Here is a 15705-nt window from a genome sequence, read left to right as displayed (position 1 = left end):
TGCTGCGGCAGAACCAGCGGCTGACGGCTCTTGCTGCCGACATCTCCGCGTGTCGCGCGCCGAAGAGGGTGGCCTGCCAACCGACCTGGAGCCCGTCGAGCTGGACCAGTTCGTGGTCGCCACCACCTCGGCGCACCGGCGCCTCTTCCAGGACGCGGACGTGGGCCTGCGCCTACAGTGCGATGCCGGCGCGGTGGTCGATGCAGATCCCGCCCAGCTGGGTCAGGTGCTGGACAACCTCCTGCGCAATGCCCTCCAACACTCCAGGGCAGGCGACCGGGTCGACATCACGACCAGGCTCGAGGACGCGGGAGCCAGAGTTGCCCTTGAGGTGGCAGACACCGGCGTCGGCATCCACGAGGACGCCCTGCCGCACCTGTTCGAACGCTTCTACCGTGACGACAGCTCCCGCACCCGCGAGGTGGACGGCGGCACCGGGGTCGGCCTGTCCATCAGCCGCGCCATCGTCTCGTCGCTGAACGGCAGCATCGAGGCACACAGTGATGGTTCGGGACGCGGTGCCCGCTTCACGGTGCGATTGCCCACCAGCCCGCCTCGATGGGGACTTCAGGACAATCCAGCGCCGACGTAGGGTCGAGGGAAGGCGAGAGGAGCCACGATGAACAACGCGGACGGGGCAATGACCCAGCGCAGGGCTGAGAGCGACAGCATGGGCACCATCGAGGTGCCCGCAGAGCACTACTGGGGCGCGCAGACCGAGCGCAGCCTGCACCACTTCGACATCGGTCGCCCCACCTTCGTGTGGGGACGGCCCATGATCCGGGCGCTGGGCGTGCTGAAGAAGTCCGCGGCGCAGGCCAATGCCGAGCTGGGGGAGTTGCCGGCCGAGGTTGCCGAGCTGATCGTCCGGGCAGCGGACGAGGTCGTCCGCGGTGACCTGGACGCGGAGTTCCCGCTGGTGGTCTTCCAGACCGGGTCGGGCACCCAGTCCAACATGAACGCCAACGAGGTGATCGGCAACCGCGCGATCGAACTGGCGGGGGGAGAGTTGGGGTCGAAGACGCCCGTCCACCCCAATGACCACGTCAACCGCGGGCAGTCGTCCAACGACACCTTCCCCACGGCCATGCACATCGCCGTGGTGAGCGAACTGCAGGCCACGCTGTACCCCGGCGTGACGAAGTTGCGCGACACCTTCGCCGAGCTTGCCGCACGCTACGACGACGTCGTGATGGTGGGGCGAACCCACCTGCAGGACGCGACGCCGGTCCGGCTCGGCCAGGTGATCGGAGGATGGGTCGCACAATTGGACGACACACTGACCGCCGTCCACTTCGCGGACGAGCAGGCACGCGGTTTGGCGATCGGCGGCACCGCCGTCGGAACCGGGCTCAACGCCCATCCCCAGTTCGGTGAGCTGGCTGCCGCGAAGATCACCGCCGAGACCGGTATCGACTTCCACCAGGCCGACAACCTGTTCGCAGCGTTGAGCGCCCATGATGCGCTGGTGGGGGTGTCGGCGAGCCTGCGGACGCTGGCGATGGCGCTGATGAAGATCGCCAACGACGTGCGCTGGTATGCGTCCGGGCCGCGCGAGGGGATTGGTGAGTTGTTGATCCCGGAGAACGAACCGGGCAGCTCGATCATGCCGGGCAAGGTCAACCCGACCCAGTGCGAGGCGATGACCATGGTCGCCACCAAGGTCTTCGGAAATGACGCGACGGTGGGTTTCGCCGGTGGCCAGGGCAACTTCCAGCTGAACGTCTTCAAGCCGGTGATGGCGTGGTGCGTGCTGGAGTCGATCCAGCTCATCGGCGACGCATGCGTCAGCTTCAACGACCACTGCGCGGTGGGCATCGAACCGAATCGGGACGTGATCCAGCAGCACCTGGAGACCGACCTGATGCTGGTCACTGCCCTTAATCGCCATATCGGTTACGACAAGGCCGCAAACATCGCCAAGAAGGCCAACCATGACGGGACGACCTTGAAGGAGGCCGCGCTGGAGCTCGGCTTCCTCACCGCCGACGAGTTCGACCAGTGGGTGGTCCCGGAGGAGATGACCCGTCCGAGCTGAGTGACCACCGTGCTCTGATCGGCTCAGACCTGGTTCCGCAAACTGATGGCAATCTCGCCGAACTCGGGCGCGTGGGTCGTTTCCCCGTAACAGACGAGGCGGTCCTGGTCGTCAAAGACGGTGGACCTCATGCTGAGGAGGGGCGCACCCTCAACCACGTCGAGGTGCCGCTGTTCAACGCGCTCAACAGCCGCCCCGACCTGGCCAGCGCCTTCGACCACCTGTTCACCAACAAGAGGTTGTGGCTGGCGATCGCCTTCGGGACGCTGGCGCAGGTCGCTGTCGTGGAGTTGCCCTTCCTGCAGTCGGCCTTCGGGACCGCGCCGCTGGATGCGATCCGCTGGGTGGCCGCGTTCGGGTCCGGCGTGGTGTTGCTCGGCTACGAGGAGGTCGTGAAGGCGGTCCGTCGCGGGCTCGCGCCGCGCTGATCGGGCCTTCGCCGCCAAAATCGCCCTGTGAGAGCAAAACGGCGCCGTTCCACGACCGTTCGCGGCTGTGGTGCGCGTTGTGGCGGCTGACGGGTCACGAACTTGTCACCGGCGTGTGAGAGGTTGGCCCCATGGCGACCGGATTCGACCCCAAGTTCTTGTCCACACAGGTTTCGCTGCCCGCAATGAGTGGCGCTGCGGCCGACGACGCGGTGGTGCTCAACGGATCGTCCGTCATCGACTACACCCACTTCTCCCTCGCACTCAGCGCGAGCCGGCACCTCGCGCGCTGGGTGGCCTGGAATGTCGATGGCAAGCGGATGCAGAAGCTCTCCCGGTCGAGCATGAAATTCCGGCTGGACCCACGGGTGCCGCACCAGATGCAGGTCGGGGACGAGCTGTACTCCGACAACCGGATCGATCGAGGCCATGTTGCGCGCCGGGCGGACCTGACGTGGGGGAGTGACGCGGAGGCGCACCAGGCCAACTCCGACTCCTTCTACTTCACCAACATCACGCCCCAGGTCGCCGACTTCAACCAGTCGTCCCAGGGCGGCATCTGGGGACGGATCGAGGACGCGCTCTATGACGAGGTCGATGTGGACGACCTTCGCATCAGCGTGTTTGGCGGTCCGGTGTTCTCCGACGATGACCCGGTGTACCGCGAGGTGGCGCTGCCGAAGGAGTTCTGGAAGGTTGTCATCTTCGTCGAGGACGACGAACTGAAGGCCCGCGCCTTCCTGTTGACGCAAAAACTGGACCGGCTGGAGATTCTGGACCTCGACGAGTTTGGTACCTACCAGGTCTCAGTCGCCGAACTGTCGAAGCGCACCGGCCTTGACTTCGGGGACGCGCTGGTCGCCGCCGGAGCACTGGGCGCGGGGGCGCTGTATGCACCGCGTCCCATCGAGGCACTGCGCGACATCCGCTGGTGACCGAAGCCGGCTTGGGCCCGCGTCAGGTCGTGGACAGGGCCCGGCTCTCGGCTGCCTCGATCTGCTCGTCCGAGATCCCGGCGGCGCGCAGCAGCATCTTGCGATAGGTCAGACCGTGGTTGGCCTCGCGTACCGCGTCCGAAGCCCGCTGCCCCATCTGGCGGTAGTGCTCTGCATTGGCCGGGTCCATCACGTGCTGGATGGCGGACCGGAGCCCTTGGGCATTCGCCGGGACGATGACGCCCGTGACCCCGTTCTCGATGTAGTCGTGCACCCCGGGTGCCTCAGTGACGATGACCGGTTTGCCGAGCAGCATCGCGTTCAAGTAGGTCTGCTGGCCCGAACTGCGGTTGGACACCTGCAGCGGAATCACGACGGCATGCGAGCCGGCCAGCAATTGCTGGAACTCCTGGTGGGTCCGTCGGCCGGACTCGATGTTCGGCGTGGGCGTCGATGGTTGCCACCACGAGGCCAACCTCACCGGCACCTCGAGGCCGGTCAGGGCTTCCTCGAGCAGGTCGTACTCACGCAGGGAGTCGCCACCGGAGAAGATGTAACCCCCGTCCGTCACATCGAGAACGCCGACATCGCCGAGTCGGGTGTCGTCGACCGTGTGATTGAAGGGCGTGAAAACCACGCGGTCGGGGGACACATGCCAGGTGCGGGGGAAGATCTCGACCTCGTCGGTCGAGAGCACGGCGTAGCGGACGCGGGGAGAGTCAACCATCCCCATGAAGCTTTTGATCAGGACGGGAACCAGCGGGCGCAAGGCAGCGGGCAGTCGCCTCTCCAACGAATGGCTGCCGGTCTCCCAGGTGGCATCGGTGATGAGGACCTGGGCGGGCTCGCGCCGCAGCCGCAGCAGTGCCGCGAAGACGAGGTCGCGGTACTTGTCCCCAAGGGTCACCGAACCGCGCAGGATGATCGCCTCGCGTCCCTTGCTCGCGTGCCACAGGGTGCGCAGGTCGCGCAGGCTGCCAGGCCGATCGCTGCGGACGACATCGACGAGCTCGGACCAGACGTGGTCGTTCTCGGCACCCCACATGGTGCTCATTACCGGCTTCGCGTCCGTGTTCATCAGTCCCATCTATTCTTCCAACCCTGATCGGTACCGACCATGTGCCACGCCGCGTCAACGGAGCTGCGGCGCCTCCCAAGATCTCACAACGCGACCCAGCTTCACTGCGATCCCACATCCCCGGCACAGTATTCGCAGGCCATGTGGACAGTCGCGCCGACTGAGCTTGCGGGTCGGTGGTGCCCATCGGGGGCGCCCGACCCAAGGACCGCATGTCACGCTTCAAACACTTCCGATCCAGCCTTGCCACCGGCGTCGCCGCCCTGGCGCTCGCGGGCGGCGTCGCTCCCGCTGAGGCCAGTGTTACGACCATCACGATGTCAGCGGACGGCTCGGCCGAGGCGGTGACACTGACCAGCACCGCCAGCGCGACGGCCACCGCTTCGAATACCGCAGCCACTACGTCGAGCGCAACGTCAACGAGCACGGCGACGAGTACATCGACAGCGAAGGCCACCTTGACAGCCTCGGCAACCGCGACCAAGAAGGCAACGACGACTGCGACGTCCTGCACGCTGGGGGAGTCCCCAACCGGCGTGACCTGTGACGAGGCCATCGCCTTCATGACCGAGCAGATGAACTCGGGCAGCACCGCATGGCACGACCTGTGCCTTGCCCTGGTCAGCCAGTCATACGGTTCGGTGTACGCCGGGTATCCGTCCGCCAGCTCGGTTGCCTATTCATTGCAGAGCGAGGGCTTGCTGCACACCACCACCGATCTGGACTCCATTCCCCGCGGGGCCATCATCTGGCTGACCAATTCGTCGGGGGCAGGGCACGTCGTGATCTCACTGGGGGAGGGGAAAGCCATTTCCAGTGACGTGCCCAATGGTTCCATTGGCGCCGAATCAGGTGCCGTTGGCATCGTGGACATCAGCTTCTTCACCGATACTTGGGGGCAGACCCTGATCGGTTGGTCTGCGCCGACCACCTGACCGAGGTCCTGGGCTCGGAGCCGCAGCGAGCCACGTTCGATGGTGTGTACGGAGGATTTTCATGAGCGATCAACTGGCCTTCCTCGGGGCGACATCTGGTGGGGGATTGGCGTCGACGCAAGAGATATCTCAAGGTGCTCAAAGCCCAGGATGCGAAGCAGGTCGAGCTCAAGCGTGCGAACCGTCAAGGCGAGAATTTGTCCCGTGGCCCTTGGATTTTTCGTCGCGGATCTTTACGCGGCCAGACTTTCCGACATCTTTGAGCTTCTTGAGGCTGGTGTCCTGAGCTCCCCGTTGACTACTAACGACGACGGTCGAGTCGTGTGTGTCGATTGCGTATGATGCTGCGGATGCTGTCCCATCCGCGAGGTCAGCTTCAACCACCGAATCCCGCAGAGCCCTGAGCTCTGCGACCGACATCGGAGTCGTCTGGATTGCCACTCTGGAGGCGGGATTATCGGACAAAATCTTGGCGACGTCTGGCAGTTGCTTCAGGTCCACACCATCTTTAACGCTCAGTTCAATAGCGCTGTAGTCGTGACAGAAGGCGACGCCCATGAGCTCGTCTGGATGTTTGTCGACTTGCGCGCTCAACTGCTGAGCGACAGAATCCATCTCGAAACTGGGTAAGGTGTCGTCCCAGACCCGATCGCCTTGGTCATTCAACTGAGTGCAAACCCACGGTTCGGTCGCTGGGTCTGCCTGTGCGGGCGAAGCTGGCCCCGTCGCCAGCGCGCCAATGAGTGAGGCTGCGCCAAGCAGGGCAGCCGCTGACCGAGTGTTCATCTCTTCCCCTTGCCGTGGTTTTATCTCTTTGGCTTTGCACGAATTGCCATGAAGGTCAGGGCCAATGCGAGGAAAAGGCCGACCGCAAGCAGGATGTAACTCTGCGTCGACCATGAGTAGGTGCAGAACGATCCACATGCGGAAGACCGCGACTTTAGTGGCAGAATGTACCCGCCCAGGAGGGCCAGCAAAGGTAGACCCAAATACACCGCCGACCGCATCTACATCAGCCTCCCCTGTGAATTCTGCCGTAGGTCGGCTACAGGCACGCGAGTCTTCGCTCCCCAAGCGTACGAGCGGAAGCCTGCTGACGGGAACTGCCGGGGTTACTGATCTGGCCAAAAGTTAACTCGTTGCTCACAGATGCGGGTGAGGGGCTGTCTGAACGACGCATGTGGGCCCCTCTCGCAACCGGCGTCGACCTGTGCGGCCACGTGGTGACCGTCTAAGGGCCGGCGAGGAGTCCCGAAAGGAACGGCTGTTGGCCCGTGCGCCCACCAAGTTATTGGAATGACGGCGGGTTGGGCGACGGCTCTGGCTGGCTTGCTCACCCCCATAGTCGGTTCGGCTTTGACCTGGCGCCGGTGCTAGCCGCTCCAGCTCTCGGAGAACCACGCCCCGTCTGGGCACAGCAGGATCACGTGGACGCCCACGGCGTGGACACTTCGTGCCGTCTCAGCGAGCAGCTCACGGTAGCGGGGGCAGTCAGGTAGCACGATGAGGGAGTCCCAGTCCGGTTCGGCGTCCCGCAGGATGAGGGCGGCATGGAGGGTCGGATGGGGCCGCCATGGGCTGGGCACTGGTAGCCGCTGGGTCGGCTGGTTACATGATCGCGCTGAGCCTCCCGGCGGGCGTATCGCGACCCATTGCACTCGTCATCGTGGTGCTTTTGTTGCTGCTCATTGTCGGCACGATGGCATGGCAGGACAGGGATGTCTTCGAACCCTGATGTCGCCCCTTGCGGGCACGTTTGACGACGATGTAGACTCTCCTTACTCGACGGTAAGGAGACATAGATGCCCACCGGGACGATGACGAGCAAGGGCCAGATCACCGTGCCCAAGGAGGTCCGCGAGGCATTGGGTCTCTCGGCAGGAGTTCGTGTCTCATTTGAGGCCGAAACTGACGGCAGCTACCGCATCCGCCCCTTACGGGATTCCGCTCGACTCGTAGACTTGGCCGGGTCGATCGGCTACGGCGGTCCCGTGATCACCTTGGAAGAAATGGATCGCGCGATCGCCGAGGGAGCCCAGGGGCTGTGATCGGCCTGGACACGAATGTGGTCGTCCGCCTGCTGGTGAACGACGACGATGCCCAGCACGCCAGAGCCCTTGAGGCTCTGCGGCACGTGGATTCCCAGAACCCGGCGTACATCACGCACATCGTCCTGGTGGAGACCTGGTGGGTACTCACGCGCAGCTACAAGACGGGCCAGGAGGTCGCAGTCAGCGCCGTCCGCGCATTGGTGGCGAACGACGAGGTAGCGGTCGAGCGGCCGGAGTTCGTGCAGCAGGCGCTCCGGGCGGTTGAACAAGGCGCCGACTTCGCTGACGCGATGATCGACGCCGCACAACGACGTAGTGGATGCGATGAGAGCGTCACCTTCGACCAGCAGGCAGCCAAAACCCTCGGATGGCGTCTTCTCTAGCGTGTGGACCGTTGTCCGATAAGCGACATTATGTCATTCTGCTCGGAAGGGCCACCCCCTGTCGTCGCTTCCAGCCAGTGCCGCGCCGGTAACGTGCACACCATGAGCGCCGAACAATTCGTACCCAGCGTGACCCCTCGCGAACTCGCCGCAGAGCTCGCCGTGAGCGACAAGACGATCCGGCAATGGCTCCGCGATCAAGGTTGGCAGTCAGTGCACACCCGCTGGCGCCTCACGCCCGAGCGGGCAAACCAGGTCAGACGCGTATTTGGCTCACGCAGTTGAAGCTGCTCGCGACCGGACGATGCCCTGGATGATGGACACCGCATCCACCCTTGCTGCCACCGTCATCGCAGCTGGGGACCCCAGCAAGGCGCTGATGAAGGCTCGCTTCTTCCAAGCGATTCCTGGTGGCTACGCCGAGGGCGACGTGGTCGTCGGCGCGAGCGTTCCAATCGTCCGCGAAATCGCCAAGCGAGCACCGACCAACGTGACCCCTGACGACATGTCGCAATTGCTGGACCACGAGGTCCATGAGGTGCGACTGCTCGCGGCCGTCCTCATGTCCGACCTCTGCAAGCGCCGGTCAACTGCCCCAGGCACGCGACGACAGATCGTCGGTTTGGCTCTTGACAAGGCCGAACGCCTGAACAACTGGGACCTGGTCGACACCGTGGCGCCCCATGTCACCGGGCCTTGGCTCGCGACGCTCCCGCCTCACGAGCAGTGGGCGATCCTTGACCCACTGCTGGACTCCCCCGTTGTGTGGCGCCGCCGCTTGGCCATGGTCTCCATGTTCGGACCGCTCCGCGCCGGGGACGTCGAACTGCCACTGGCCGTGGCCGCGAGGCTGTTGGACGACGAGCATGACCTCATCCACAAGGCCGTCGGATGGCTGCTCCGCGACGTGGGCCTCCGAGATCGCGCTGCGCTGGACGACTTCCTGGACAAGAACGCGGCGACGATGCCCCGCACGGCACTCCGCTACGCCTTGGAGAAGCACGAGCCGGCACGAAAGACCCATTACATGGCCCTTCATCGCAATCCCCCAGCAGACTGGGTGGCGAAACTGCCGTAGTCAGCAGTTTCACCACCCACTCCGAGGCAGGTTCGTCTCAGTCCCCGCCCAAGGTCCGCAGCACCCGGGGCAACCGGGTTTCGATCTCACTCGCGAGGAAGCCAATCCGTCCGTGGTCGCCCACCAGCGCGTCGCCAGCTGCCTGATGGACGTACTTGCCCCAGACCACCGCCTGGGCGAGATCCGCACCTCGGCCCAACAGGCCCAACACAACGCCGGCCATCACGTCGCCACTGCCGGAGGTCCCGAGCCCCACATCGCCCGTGGTTGAACGCCACATACGACCGCCCTCGGCGACGTAGGCGTCACACCCCACGACCGCACCGAATCGCTTGGCGCAGTCGACGACCATCTCCGGTGCCACCTCCGTGTCGTCCTCGTTGGTCTCGGGACGGCCCAACAGGTGACCCATCTCGGCCGAGTTGGGGGTCAGCACCAGACGTCCGCGCAGCGCATCGACCAGAGCCTCATCCAGGTCCGGCAGGACGGTCGCGCCGAAAGCGTCCAGCAGCACCGGAGTCTTCTTCGGCAGCGCGGGGATCACCTCCGTCAGCAACGCCGCGGCACCAGTCGGGTCATCAAGTCCCGGGCCGATCAGCACCGCGTCCGCACGGGACAGTTCCTTGGAGAGCACCTCGGCAGCGCGACGTCCGGTGATGGAACCCTCCGAGTCTTCCGCCAGCCCATAGGCGCCGCACTCGGGCACCGCCACGGCCACGTGCGCGCACACCGAGTCGGCAACGGCGAGGCTCAACCGCCCAGCGCCCATCCGCAGGGCCGCGCGTCCGGCCAGCATCACCGCGCCCGGCGTCGCCCGGGCGCCCCCGATCGCAAGCACCAGACCTCGGGCGTACTTGGAGCCGCCCGGTACTGGCAGGGGCCAACCCCGCAACAGCTCCGGGGTCACCATCTCCGGATTCTTCGGCGTACCTCCCCGGGCCTCAGCCACGCTCGGATCCCTCCTGCATCTCGGCCTCGGCGACGGGTGGTTCGGCATTCGACGGGTCGGGCCCGACCTCGTCCGAGGCGCCAGGCTGGTCGGTGACCGTGATGCCCTCGTCGACCAGGTGCTCGTCGATGTTGTAGGCGGTGACCACCCAGCCGGTCGGCGATGAGTCGTCAACCTGCAGCCGGCAGATGGCGGCGTTCTTCAGGCCGTTGTTCTTGGAGCGGTCCAGCACGGACGACTCGTCCATGCCCTCCGCCACGTAACAGAACAGCAGGTTGACCACGTCGTGGGCGGTGACCAGGACCACCGCGTCCTTGGCGTTCGCGATGTCGGCCATCACCTGCCGCACGCGCTGCGCGACATCGGCCCATGACTCCCCGCCCGGCGGCCGGTAGTAGAACTTGCCGATCCAGGCGCGGCGCTCGGTCTCCTCGGGGTACTTGGCCTCGATACCCGCGGCCGTGAGCATGTCCGTGATGCCCATGTCACGATCGCGCAGCCGCTCGTCCGTGCGGAAGTCCAGCTCGAACGATGCTGCCCGAAGCGCGATCTCACCGGTCTGGCGAGCGCGTCGATAGGGCGAGGTCCACACGATGCTCGGTCGCTCATCCTCGCCCAGCTCCGACAGCCAGTGCCCCACCGCCGTCGCCTGCCGCTCCCCCAGCTCCGACAGCTCGATGTCAGGGTCGCGAGCCGGTACGTCAATCCGCTCCAGGTGGTCCGCGCTGGCCAGTTCGGCCGCGACATTGCCCTGCGACTGGCCGTGGCGGACGAGGATGATCTGCGTGGGCTTCATTCCGGCAGGCTACGGCGGCCCACGCGACACAGGAAAGCACCTTCACCCCTCAGCGATCAGATCCCACCCGGACGGGCGACACGGCGTCGGTCCCGAGGCTTCTTGCGCACTCTGGGAAACTGGACCCCATGAGCTTCTACGGCATGGGCGGACGAGCAACCGACCCCTGGTTCAAGGTCGGCAACGTCGAATTCGGGACGACCATGGTCGTCATCGCGGTGGGCGTGCTCAGCATGCTCGTCTCGGTGTTCACCGGCGCGAGCGGCAATGCCAGCGCCATGGACTCCCTCGCCTACAGCCCGTGGTCCCTCGCACAGGGTGAGGTCTGGCGCCCGTTCACCTGGCCGCTGGTCAACTACCTCGGCTTGTGGACCATCTTGAACCTCTTCTTCTTCTGGGTCTTCGGCACCGAACTCGAGAGCCAGCTTGGGCGCAAGAAAATGGCTCACCTGCTGCTCGGTATCTGGGCCGCCATGACGGTTGCCGCGACACTCGTCGGCCTGGCCTTCTCCTCGGGCACTTGGCTCGCCGGTCTGGGGATGATTCAGTTCATCGTCCTGCTGCTGTGGATCTGCGAGTACCCCAACCGTCCGTTCTTCTTCGGCATTCCCGCCTGGGTCGTGGGCGCAGTGCTGCTGGCCCTGCAACTGCTCTCCCCCATCGGACGCGCTGACTGGGTGGGGCTGTTCTCGATGCTGCTCAGCCTCGTTGCGGTGGCGGTGATCGCCCGTCGACTCGGGCTGCTGCACGAGTTCGCCTGGATCCCGGGCGCACCCAAGCGCCACAAGCCGACCCGCGAGCAGAAGAAGGCGGCCAAGACCCACCAGCAGAAGGCCAACGACCAGCAGAAGCTGGACCAGCTGCTCGACAAGATCTCCGCTGGCGGCGGCGTGGACGCGCTGTCGGCGTCCGAACGTCAGGAACTGATGCGGCTGCGCAACCGCCGGCAGGGCTGAGCCGCCTGGCCGCGCAGACGCCCACAGACACATCAGTCCCCAAAGGGCTGATCACTCCCCGTCGATGAGGAGGGATCTGGCCCTTGGGGGACTGATCTTGTGTTCGGCTGGAGTTGGTGGGCCGAAAGTCAGTGCGCGGCGGTCTTTGCGTCATGGCCCTTGCCGAAGGGCAGGACGTGCATCAGTGCGACCAGGATCGCGCCGACGATGATCCCGACCAGCGCGGAGCACAGCGTGTTCACGCACCAGGCCAGGAATGACCCGACGGTCGCGATCTCGCTCACCGGCTCCTCGAGGTGGTGCACCAGGTCATAGGGGGCGTGCCAGCCGAGCTCGGCGGCATTGGTCAGCAGGATGTGTCCGCCCACCCACAGCATCGCGGCGATGCCGACGGTCGAGAGCACCGACATCACCTTGGGCATGCCGTTCAGCAGCATTCGTCCCATGTTCTCGGACCTGCCGGACTCGATCATCTTCAGGCCCGCGTCGTCCATCTTCACGATGAGCGCGACCACTCCGTAGACGAGCGCGGTGATGACGAAGGCGACGATCAGCAGGGCGAACAGACGGTCGACGAAGCTGGACTCGGCGACCTCCTTCAACGACAGCACCATGATCTCGGCCGAGAGGATGAAGTCGGTGGTGACGGCGCCGCGGACGAGCTTGTCCTCGGCCTCCTTCCCCCCCGCACCTTCGGCGAGGACCGGCTTCTCGTCCTCGCCCCCGTGGCCGGAGATGATCTCCCAGATCTTCTCGACACCCTCATAGCACAGGTAGGCGCCACCGAGCATCAGGATCGGGGCCAGCAGCCACTCCGCCCACTGGCTCAGCGCCATCGCGCCGACCAGGATGATCATCTTGTTGACGATCGAGCCCTTGGCGATGCGCCAGATGATCGGCAGCTCGCGGGCGGGCTGCAGGCCTTCCACGTAGCGGGGCGTGACGGCTGTGTCGTCCACCACCAGGCCAACGGCCTTCGTGCTGGCGGCGCTGGCCATCTTCGCGATGGCTGCGACGTCGTCGAGCAGGGCGGCGAGACCACCGGCCACGGGTACCTCCAGGAGATTCAGTTGATGACGCGAGAACCGCGCCGTCGACAATTGTGCCCGATCAATCAGCGTTGACGCAGCGCCACGGGATGCCAACCTCACCGAGACGCCAGCGGGTTGGCCCGTGGAGCACCGGCCATCCCTCCTGCTTGACGGTGCTCACGGTGGCCAGCCAGCGCTGCCGCGCCCCATGGACGCGCAATGGGGCGTGCACCTCCCACGCCCGGTCAAGGGCCTGCAGCCAGTCGTGGACGCGTTCTCCGGGTACGTTGTGGTGGATCAGCGCCTTGGGCAGCCGCTCGGCGACATCGGAGGGACGTTCGATGGCGTCCAGCTTGAGTGAAATGGTCAGGCTCAAGGGTCCGCTCCGATCCAACGCCACCCAGGTGCAGCGTCTCCCGACCTCATCGCAGGTCCCATCCACCAGCAGCCCGTCCGGGCCCAGTCCGCGGCACAGCAGGTCCCACGCGGCCGGGACCTCCGCCTCGTCGTACTGGCGCAGGACGTTGAAGGCCCGCACGACACTCGGCGCCGCCCACCCAGTGGGCCGGGGCAGCTCGAAACCACCCCGGACGAAGACGACGTCGTCGTTGGCCAGGTGCTGGGCGGCGGCCACGCGCTCGGGGTCGATCTCGATACCCAACAACCGCACCTGGGGGTTCACCGGCCGCAACCGCTGCAGCATCTCCAAGGAGGTGACCGGGTAGGCGCCGTAGCCCAAGTCCACGACCACCGGAGCGCCACCGCGCAACCGCCCGGCTTGTGGCCCCGCCAGCCAGCGGTCGACGCGCCGCAGCCGGTTGGGGTTGGTGGTGCCGCGGGTGACGGTCCCGACGGGCCGGTTCGAGACTGGCCGAACCGCGACTGTGCCGATCAGCGCTCGCCGGGAATCGGGCACGGGGCTCCCTCACAGCACGGACGGATGTACCCGCAGCCGTCGCAGCGCTCATGGGAGGTCTCCCAGCGCATCAACCGTCCGCAGTTGGGGCACGGTTCGGTGAGGTCGGACATGCCCCGGAGCCTACCCAAGGCACCACCACGGGCTGATCTGCAACACCCCGCCCTCACACCATCGGCGTGGCGATCAGCGTCCCGGGGCCCACCGTTCGGTGCCGTCGGATCGTCGCCGCGATGCCTGCCGCGAAGAAGCACAGCGCCGCGGACAGTTCCCAGGCGATGAAGTAGCCCTCGTGCTGCTGGCGCAGCACGCCGGAGACTTGGGCTCCGACACCAGCTCCGACCATGTGCGCGGCATAGACCCAGCCGAAGACGACGCCGGACTCCTCAAGCCCGAAGGCCTCCCGGCACAGCGCAACGGTGGGCGGGACGGTGGCAGTCCAGTCGAGCCCGACGAAGATGATGAAGAACCACAGCCCCGGGTTCATGTCGGGGCCGAGCAACTGGTCCACGAACAGCAGCGAGACACCGCGGAAGGTGTAGAAGACAGCCAGGAGAATCCGCGGGTCATAGCGGTCGGTCAGCCAGCCAGCCAGGATCGTCCCCAGAACGTCGAAGATGCCGATCAGGCCGATCATGTTCGCGGCCACCGTGGCGGGCATCGAGTGGTCGTGCGCCGCGGGGATGAAGTGGGTCTGGATGATGCCGTTGGTGGTCCAGCCGCACACGGCGAAAGTCAGCATCAGGGCCCACAAGGTGCCCGACCGGCGGTTGCGGGTGAATGCACCAAGGCCGAGCGCCAAGGGGTTCCCGACGCGCGCGGGCGTGAGCTCCATCGCCTCCAGGGGCGCGTCGTCGGCAATCCCCAACGGACGCACTCCCATGTCTCGCGGACGGTCACGCAAGCACACTAGAACGCTCAGCGCGCAGGCGATCGAGACCGCGGCCACCAGCCACATGGCGGCTCGCCAGCCGCCGCTGGTGTGCGCCAACCAGGCGATCGCGGGGACAAACAGGATCTGACCCGCGGCGCTGGCCGCGGAGAAACAGCCGACGACGATGTCACGTCGCGCGGAGAACCATCGGTTGGCCACGATTGTGCCGAAGGTCAGCGCCATCGAACCGCTGCCCAGCCCGATCACAACCCCCCAGAGCAACCACAACTGCCAGGCCGAGGTCATGAAGCAACTCGCCGCGCTCGCAGCCCCGACCACCATCAAGGAGGTGACAACGGTGCGTCGGACACCCCAGGTCTCCATCACGGCCGCGGCGAAGGGCGCGGAGAGTCCATAGATCACGAGGTTCAGCGATGCGGCGCCCGAGGTCACCGTCCGGCTCCAGCCGAAGTCGGTCTCCAGCGGCTGAAGCAGCGCACCGGTGGACGAACGGAAGGCCGAGGCGGCCAGCAGCGCGAACAAGGTGACGACCGCCACCGCCCAGGCAGGGTGGACGCGTCCTACTCCCCCGGTTCGTGCGCTGCCCATGGGGAACAGGGAACCACCTGCCTCCCGCTCACTGCCCGGCGTCCCACGGGACGACTGGGTCGCCGCAGCCACCACAATGGCCTCATGACCTGTTGGATCGTCCTGTTGCGTGGCATCAACGTCGGGGGCAAGCACAAGCTGCCGATGGCAGAGGTGCGCGCCGCCCTCACCGCGTCCGGCTTCGGCGATGTACGCACCTACATCCAGTCGGGCAATGTCATCCTGGACGCCGAGGGGGGCAGCGACCCGGCCAACCGACTCCACGTGCGTGACCAGGTGCAGGAGACCCTTGAGAGTGTTACTGGCTTCGAGATCCCCACCGTGGTGCTGTCGGTGGACGAGCTGGTCGCGATTCTTGAGGCAAACCCCTTCACTCCGGCCGAACCGAAACTCGAACACGTCTTCTTTCATGACGGCCCGGTCCCGGACGCGGAGCGAAATGCCGTGGAGCGGCTGATGGCCGACGTCCAGTGCGAAACCGAGGTGCGCGTGGATGGACGCGTCATCTACTTGCACACGCCCGAGGGCTTCTCCAACTCTCCGCTCGTGGCGAAGTGGTCCCGCGTGAAATCGTCCGGCACCGGTCGCAACCTGGCCACCTGCGCGAAACTCGCCGATCTGGCAACCCCGTCCCACTAGCCTGTTCCG

At 65.9% G+C, this 15705-nt stretch carries 19 protein-coding genes; 11 read left to right on the top strand and 8 right to left on the bottom strand.

The genetic code is table 11. From position 1 onward, the window contains the following. Positions 1 to 49 precede the first annotated feature (49 nt). Positions 50 to 592, top strand: coding sequence for a sensor histidine kinase (locus tag ABD089_RS11910; RefSeq protein ID WP_343886645.1), 543 nt, complete (start codon positions 50 to 52; stop codon positions 590 to 592). A 48-nt stretch (positions 593 to 640) separates the two neighbouring features. Next, a complete protein-coding gene (gene fumC, locus ABD089_RS11905; protein ID WP_343886692.1) occupies positions 641 to 2038 on the top strand; it encodes a class II fumarate hydratase in 1398 nt (465 codons plus the stop codon). Between the two features lie 23 nt (positions 2039 to 2061). Here fumC and ABD089_RS13860 read toward each other — a convergent pair whose 3' ends face one another. Continuing rightward, positions 2062 to 2169, bottom strand: coding sequence for a hypothetical protein (locus ABD089_RS13860; protein ID WP_386769066.1), 108 nt, complete (start codon positions 2167 to 2169; stop codon positions 2062 to 2064). Positions 2170 to 2202: 33 nt separating this feature from the next. Between ABD089_RS13860 and ABD089_RS11900 the strand changes: the two genes are divergently transcribed. Then, positions 2203 to 2466 (top strand): cation transporting ATPase C-terminal domain-containing protein, encoded by a 264-nt coding sequence (locus tag ABD089_RS11900; protein WP_386769067.1) that lies wholly within the window; start codon positions 2203 to 2205, stop codon positions 2464 to 2466. Between the two features lie 131 nt (positions 2467 to 2597). After that, the gene (locus ABD089_RS11895) at positions 2598 to 3401 is read left to right on the top strand and encodes a DNA/RNA non-specific endonuclease (RefSeq protein WP_343886643.1); all 804 of its coding nucleotides are present in this window, start codon (positions 2598 to 2600) and stop codon (positions 3399 to 3401) included. 22 nt (positions 3402 to 3423) lie between these two features. Here ABD089_RS11895 and ABD089_RS11890 read toward each other — a convergent pair whose 3' ends face one another. Next, the gene (locus tag ABD089_RS11890; protein WP_343886642.1) at positions 3424 to 4488 is read right to left on the bottom strand and encodes a glycosyltransferase; all 1065 of its coding nucleotides are present in this window, start codon (positions 4486 to 4488) and stop codon (positions 3424 to 3426) included. Between the two features lie 203 nt (positions 4489 to 4691). On the opposite strand from ABD089_RS11890, the gene ABD089_RS11885 reads away from it, so the two are divergent. Further along, complete coding sequence (locus tag ABD089_RS11885) at positions 4692 to 5414, top strand: hypothetical protein (protein WP_343886641.1); 723 nt, start codon at positions 4692 to 4694, stop codon at positions 5412 to 5414. 168 nt (positions 5415 to 5582) lie between these two features. Here the strand turns inward: ABD089_RS11885 and ABD089_RS11880 are convergent, their stop codons facing one another. Then, positions 5583 to 6200, bottom strand: a complete 618-nt coding sequence (locus ABD089_RS11880; protein ID WP_343886640.1) for a hypothetical protein — start codon at positions 6198 to 6200, stop codon at positions 5583 to 5585. Positions 6201 to 7026: 826 nt separating this feature from the next. Here ABD089_RS11880 and ABD089_RS11875 point away from each other — a divergent pair. The 4 genes from ABD089_RS11875 (at position 7027) to ABD089_RS11860 (ending at position 8926) form a co-directional block, all read left to right on the top strand. Further along, entirely contained in the window at positions 7027 to 7149 is a 123-nt protein-coding gene (locus tag ABD089_RS11875; RefSeq protein WP_343886638.1) for a hypothetical protein, read from the top strand. A 67-nt stretch (positions 7150 to 7216) separates the two neighbouring features. Next, complete coding sequence (locus tag ABD089_RS11870; RefSeq protein ID WP_343886636.1) at positions 7217 to 7462, top strand: AbrB/MazE/SpoVT family DNA-binding domain-containing protein; 246 nt, start codon at positions 7217 to 7219, stop codon at positions 7460 to 7462. After that, positions 7459 to 7848: a type II toxin-antitoxin system VapC family toxin gene (locus ABD089_RS11865; protein WP_343886635.1), complete on the top strand. Its 390-nt coding sequence runs from the start codon at positions 7459 to 7461 to the stop codon at positions 7846 to 7848. The genes ABD089_RS11870 and ABD089_RS11865 overlap by 4 nt, the downstream gene beginning before the upstream one ends. A 313-nt stretch (positions 7849 to 8161) precedes the next feature. Next, complete coding sequence (locus ABD089_RS11860) at positions 8162 to 8926, top strand: DNA alkylation repair protein (protein ID WP_343886634.1); 765 nt, start codon at positions 8162 to 8164, stop codon at positions 8924 to 8926. 37 nt (positions 8927 to 8963) lie between these two features. Here the strand turns inward: ABD089_RS11860 and ABD089_RS11855 are convergent, their stop codons facing one another. Together ABD089_RS11855 and ABD089_RS11850 are read right to left on the bottom strand one after the other, a co-directional pair. Then, positions 8964 to 9836 carry an NAD(P)H-hydrate dehydratase gene (locus ABD089_RS11855; protein ID WP_343886633.1) on the bottom strand — a complete coding sequence of 291 codons (873 nt, stop codon included), beginning with the start codon at positions 9834 to 9836 and terminating at the stop codon, positions 8964 to 8966. A gap of 31 nt (positions 9837 to 9867) precedes the next feature. Further along, a complete protein-coding gene (locus tag ABD089_RS11850; RefSeq protein ID WP_343886632.1) occupies positions 9868 to 10671 on the bottom strand; it encodes a histidine phosphatase family protein in 804 nt (267 codons plus the stop codon). Positions 10672 to 10799: 128 nt separating this feature from the next. Here ABD089_RS11850 and ABD089_RS11845 point away from each other — a divergent pair, with 128 nt between their 5' ends. Then, the gene (locus tag ABD089_RS11845; protein ID WP_343886631.1) at positions 10800 to 11627 is read left to right on the top strand and encodes a rhomboid family intramembrane serine protease; all 828 of its coding nucleotides are present in this window, start codon (positions 10800 to 10802) and stop codon (positions 11625 to 11627) included. 128 nt (positions 11628 to 11755) lie between these two features. Here the strand turns inward: ABD089_RS11845 and ABD089_RS11840 are convergent, their stop codons facing one another. The 3 genes from ABD089_RS11840 to ABD089_RS11830 form a co-directional block, all read right to left on the bottom strand. Continuing rightward, positions 11756 to 12676 carry a DUF808 domain-containing protein gene (locus ABD089_RS11840; RefSeq protein WP_343886630.1) on the bottom strand — a complete coding sequence of 307 codons (921 nt, stop codon included), beginning with the start codon at positions 12674 to 12676 and terminating at the stop codon, positions 11756 to 11758. A 61-nt stretch (positions 12677 to 12737) separates the two neighbouring features. Further along, positions 12738 to 13574 carry a class I SAM-dependent methyltransferase gene (locus ABD089_RS11835; RefSeq protein ID WP_343886628.1) on the bottom strand — a complete coding sequence of 279 codons (837 nt, stop codon included), beginning with the start codon at positions 13572 to 13574 and terminating at the stop codon, positions 12738 to 12740. Between the two features lie 166 nt (positions 13575 to 13740). Continuing rightward, positions 13741 to 15057: an MFS transporter gene (locus tag ABD089_RS11830; protein ID WP_343886627.1), complete on the bottom strand. Its 1317-nt coding sequence runs from the start codon at positions 15055 to 15057 to the stop codon at positions 13741 to 13743. Between the two features lie 84 nt (positions 15058 to 15141). On the opposite strand from ABD089_RS11830, the gene ABD089_RS11825 reads away from it, so the two are divergent. Beyond that, positions 15142 to 15696 carry a DUF1697 domain-containing protein gene (locus ABD089_RS11825; protein ID WP_343886626.1) on the top strand — a complete coding sequence of 185 codons (555 nt, stop codon included), beginning with the start codon at positions 15142 to 15144 and terminating at the stop codon, positions 15694 to 15696. Positions 15697 to 15705 lie beyond the last annotated feature (9 nt).

The sequence above is a fragment of the Luteococcus sanguinis genome, assembly GCF_039527675.1.
GTDB classification, from domain to species: Bacteria; Actinomycetota; Actinomycetes; order Propionibacteriales; family Propionibacteriaceae; genus Luteococcus; species Luteococcus sanguinis.
This window is presented reverse-complemented; position numbering and strand designations above follow the sequence as displayed.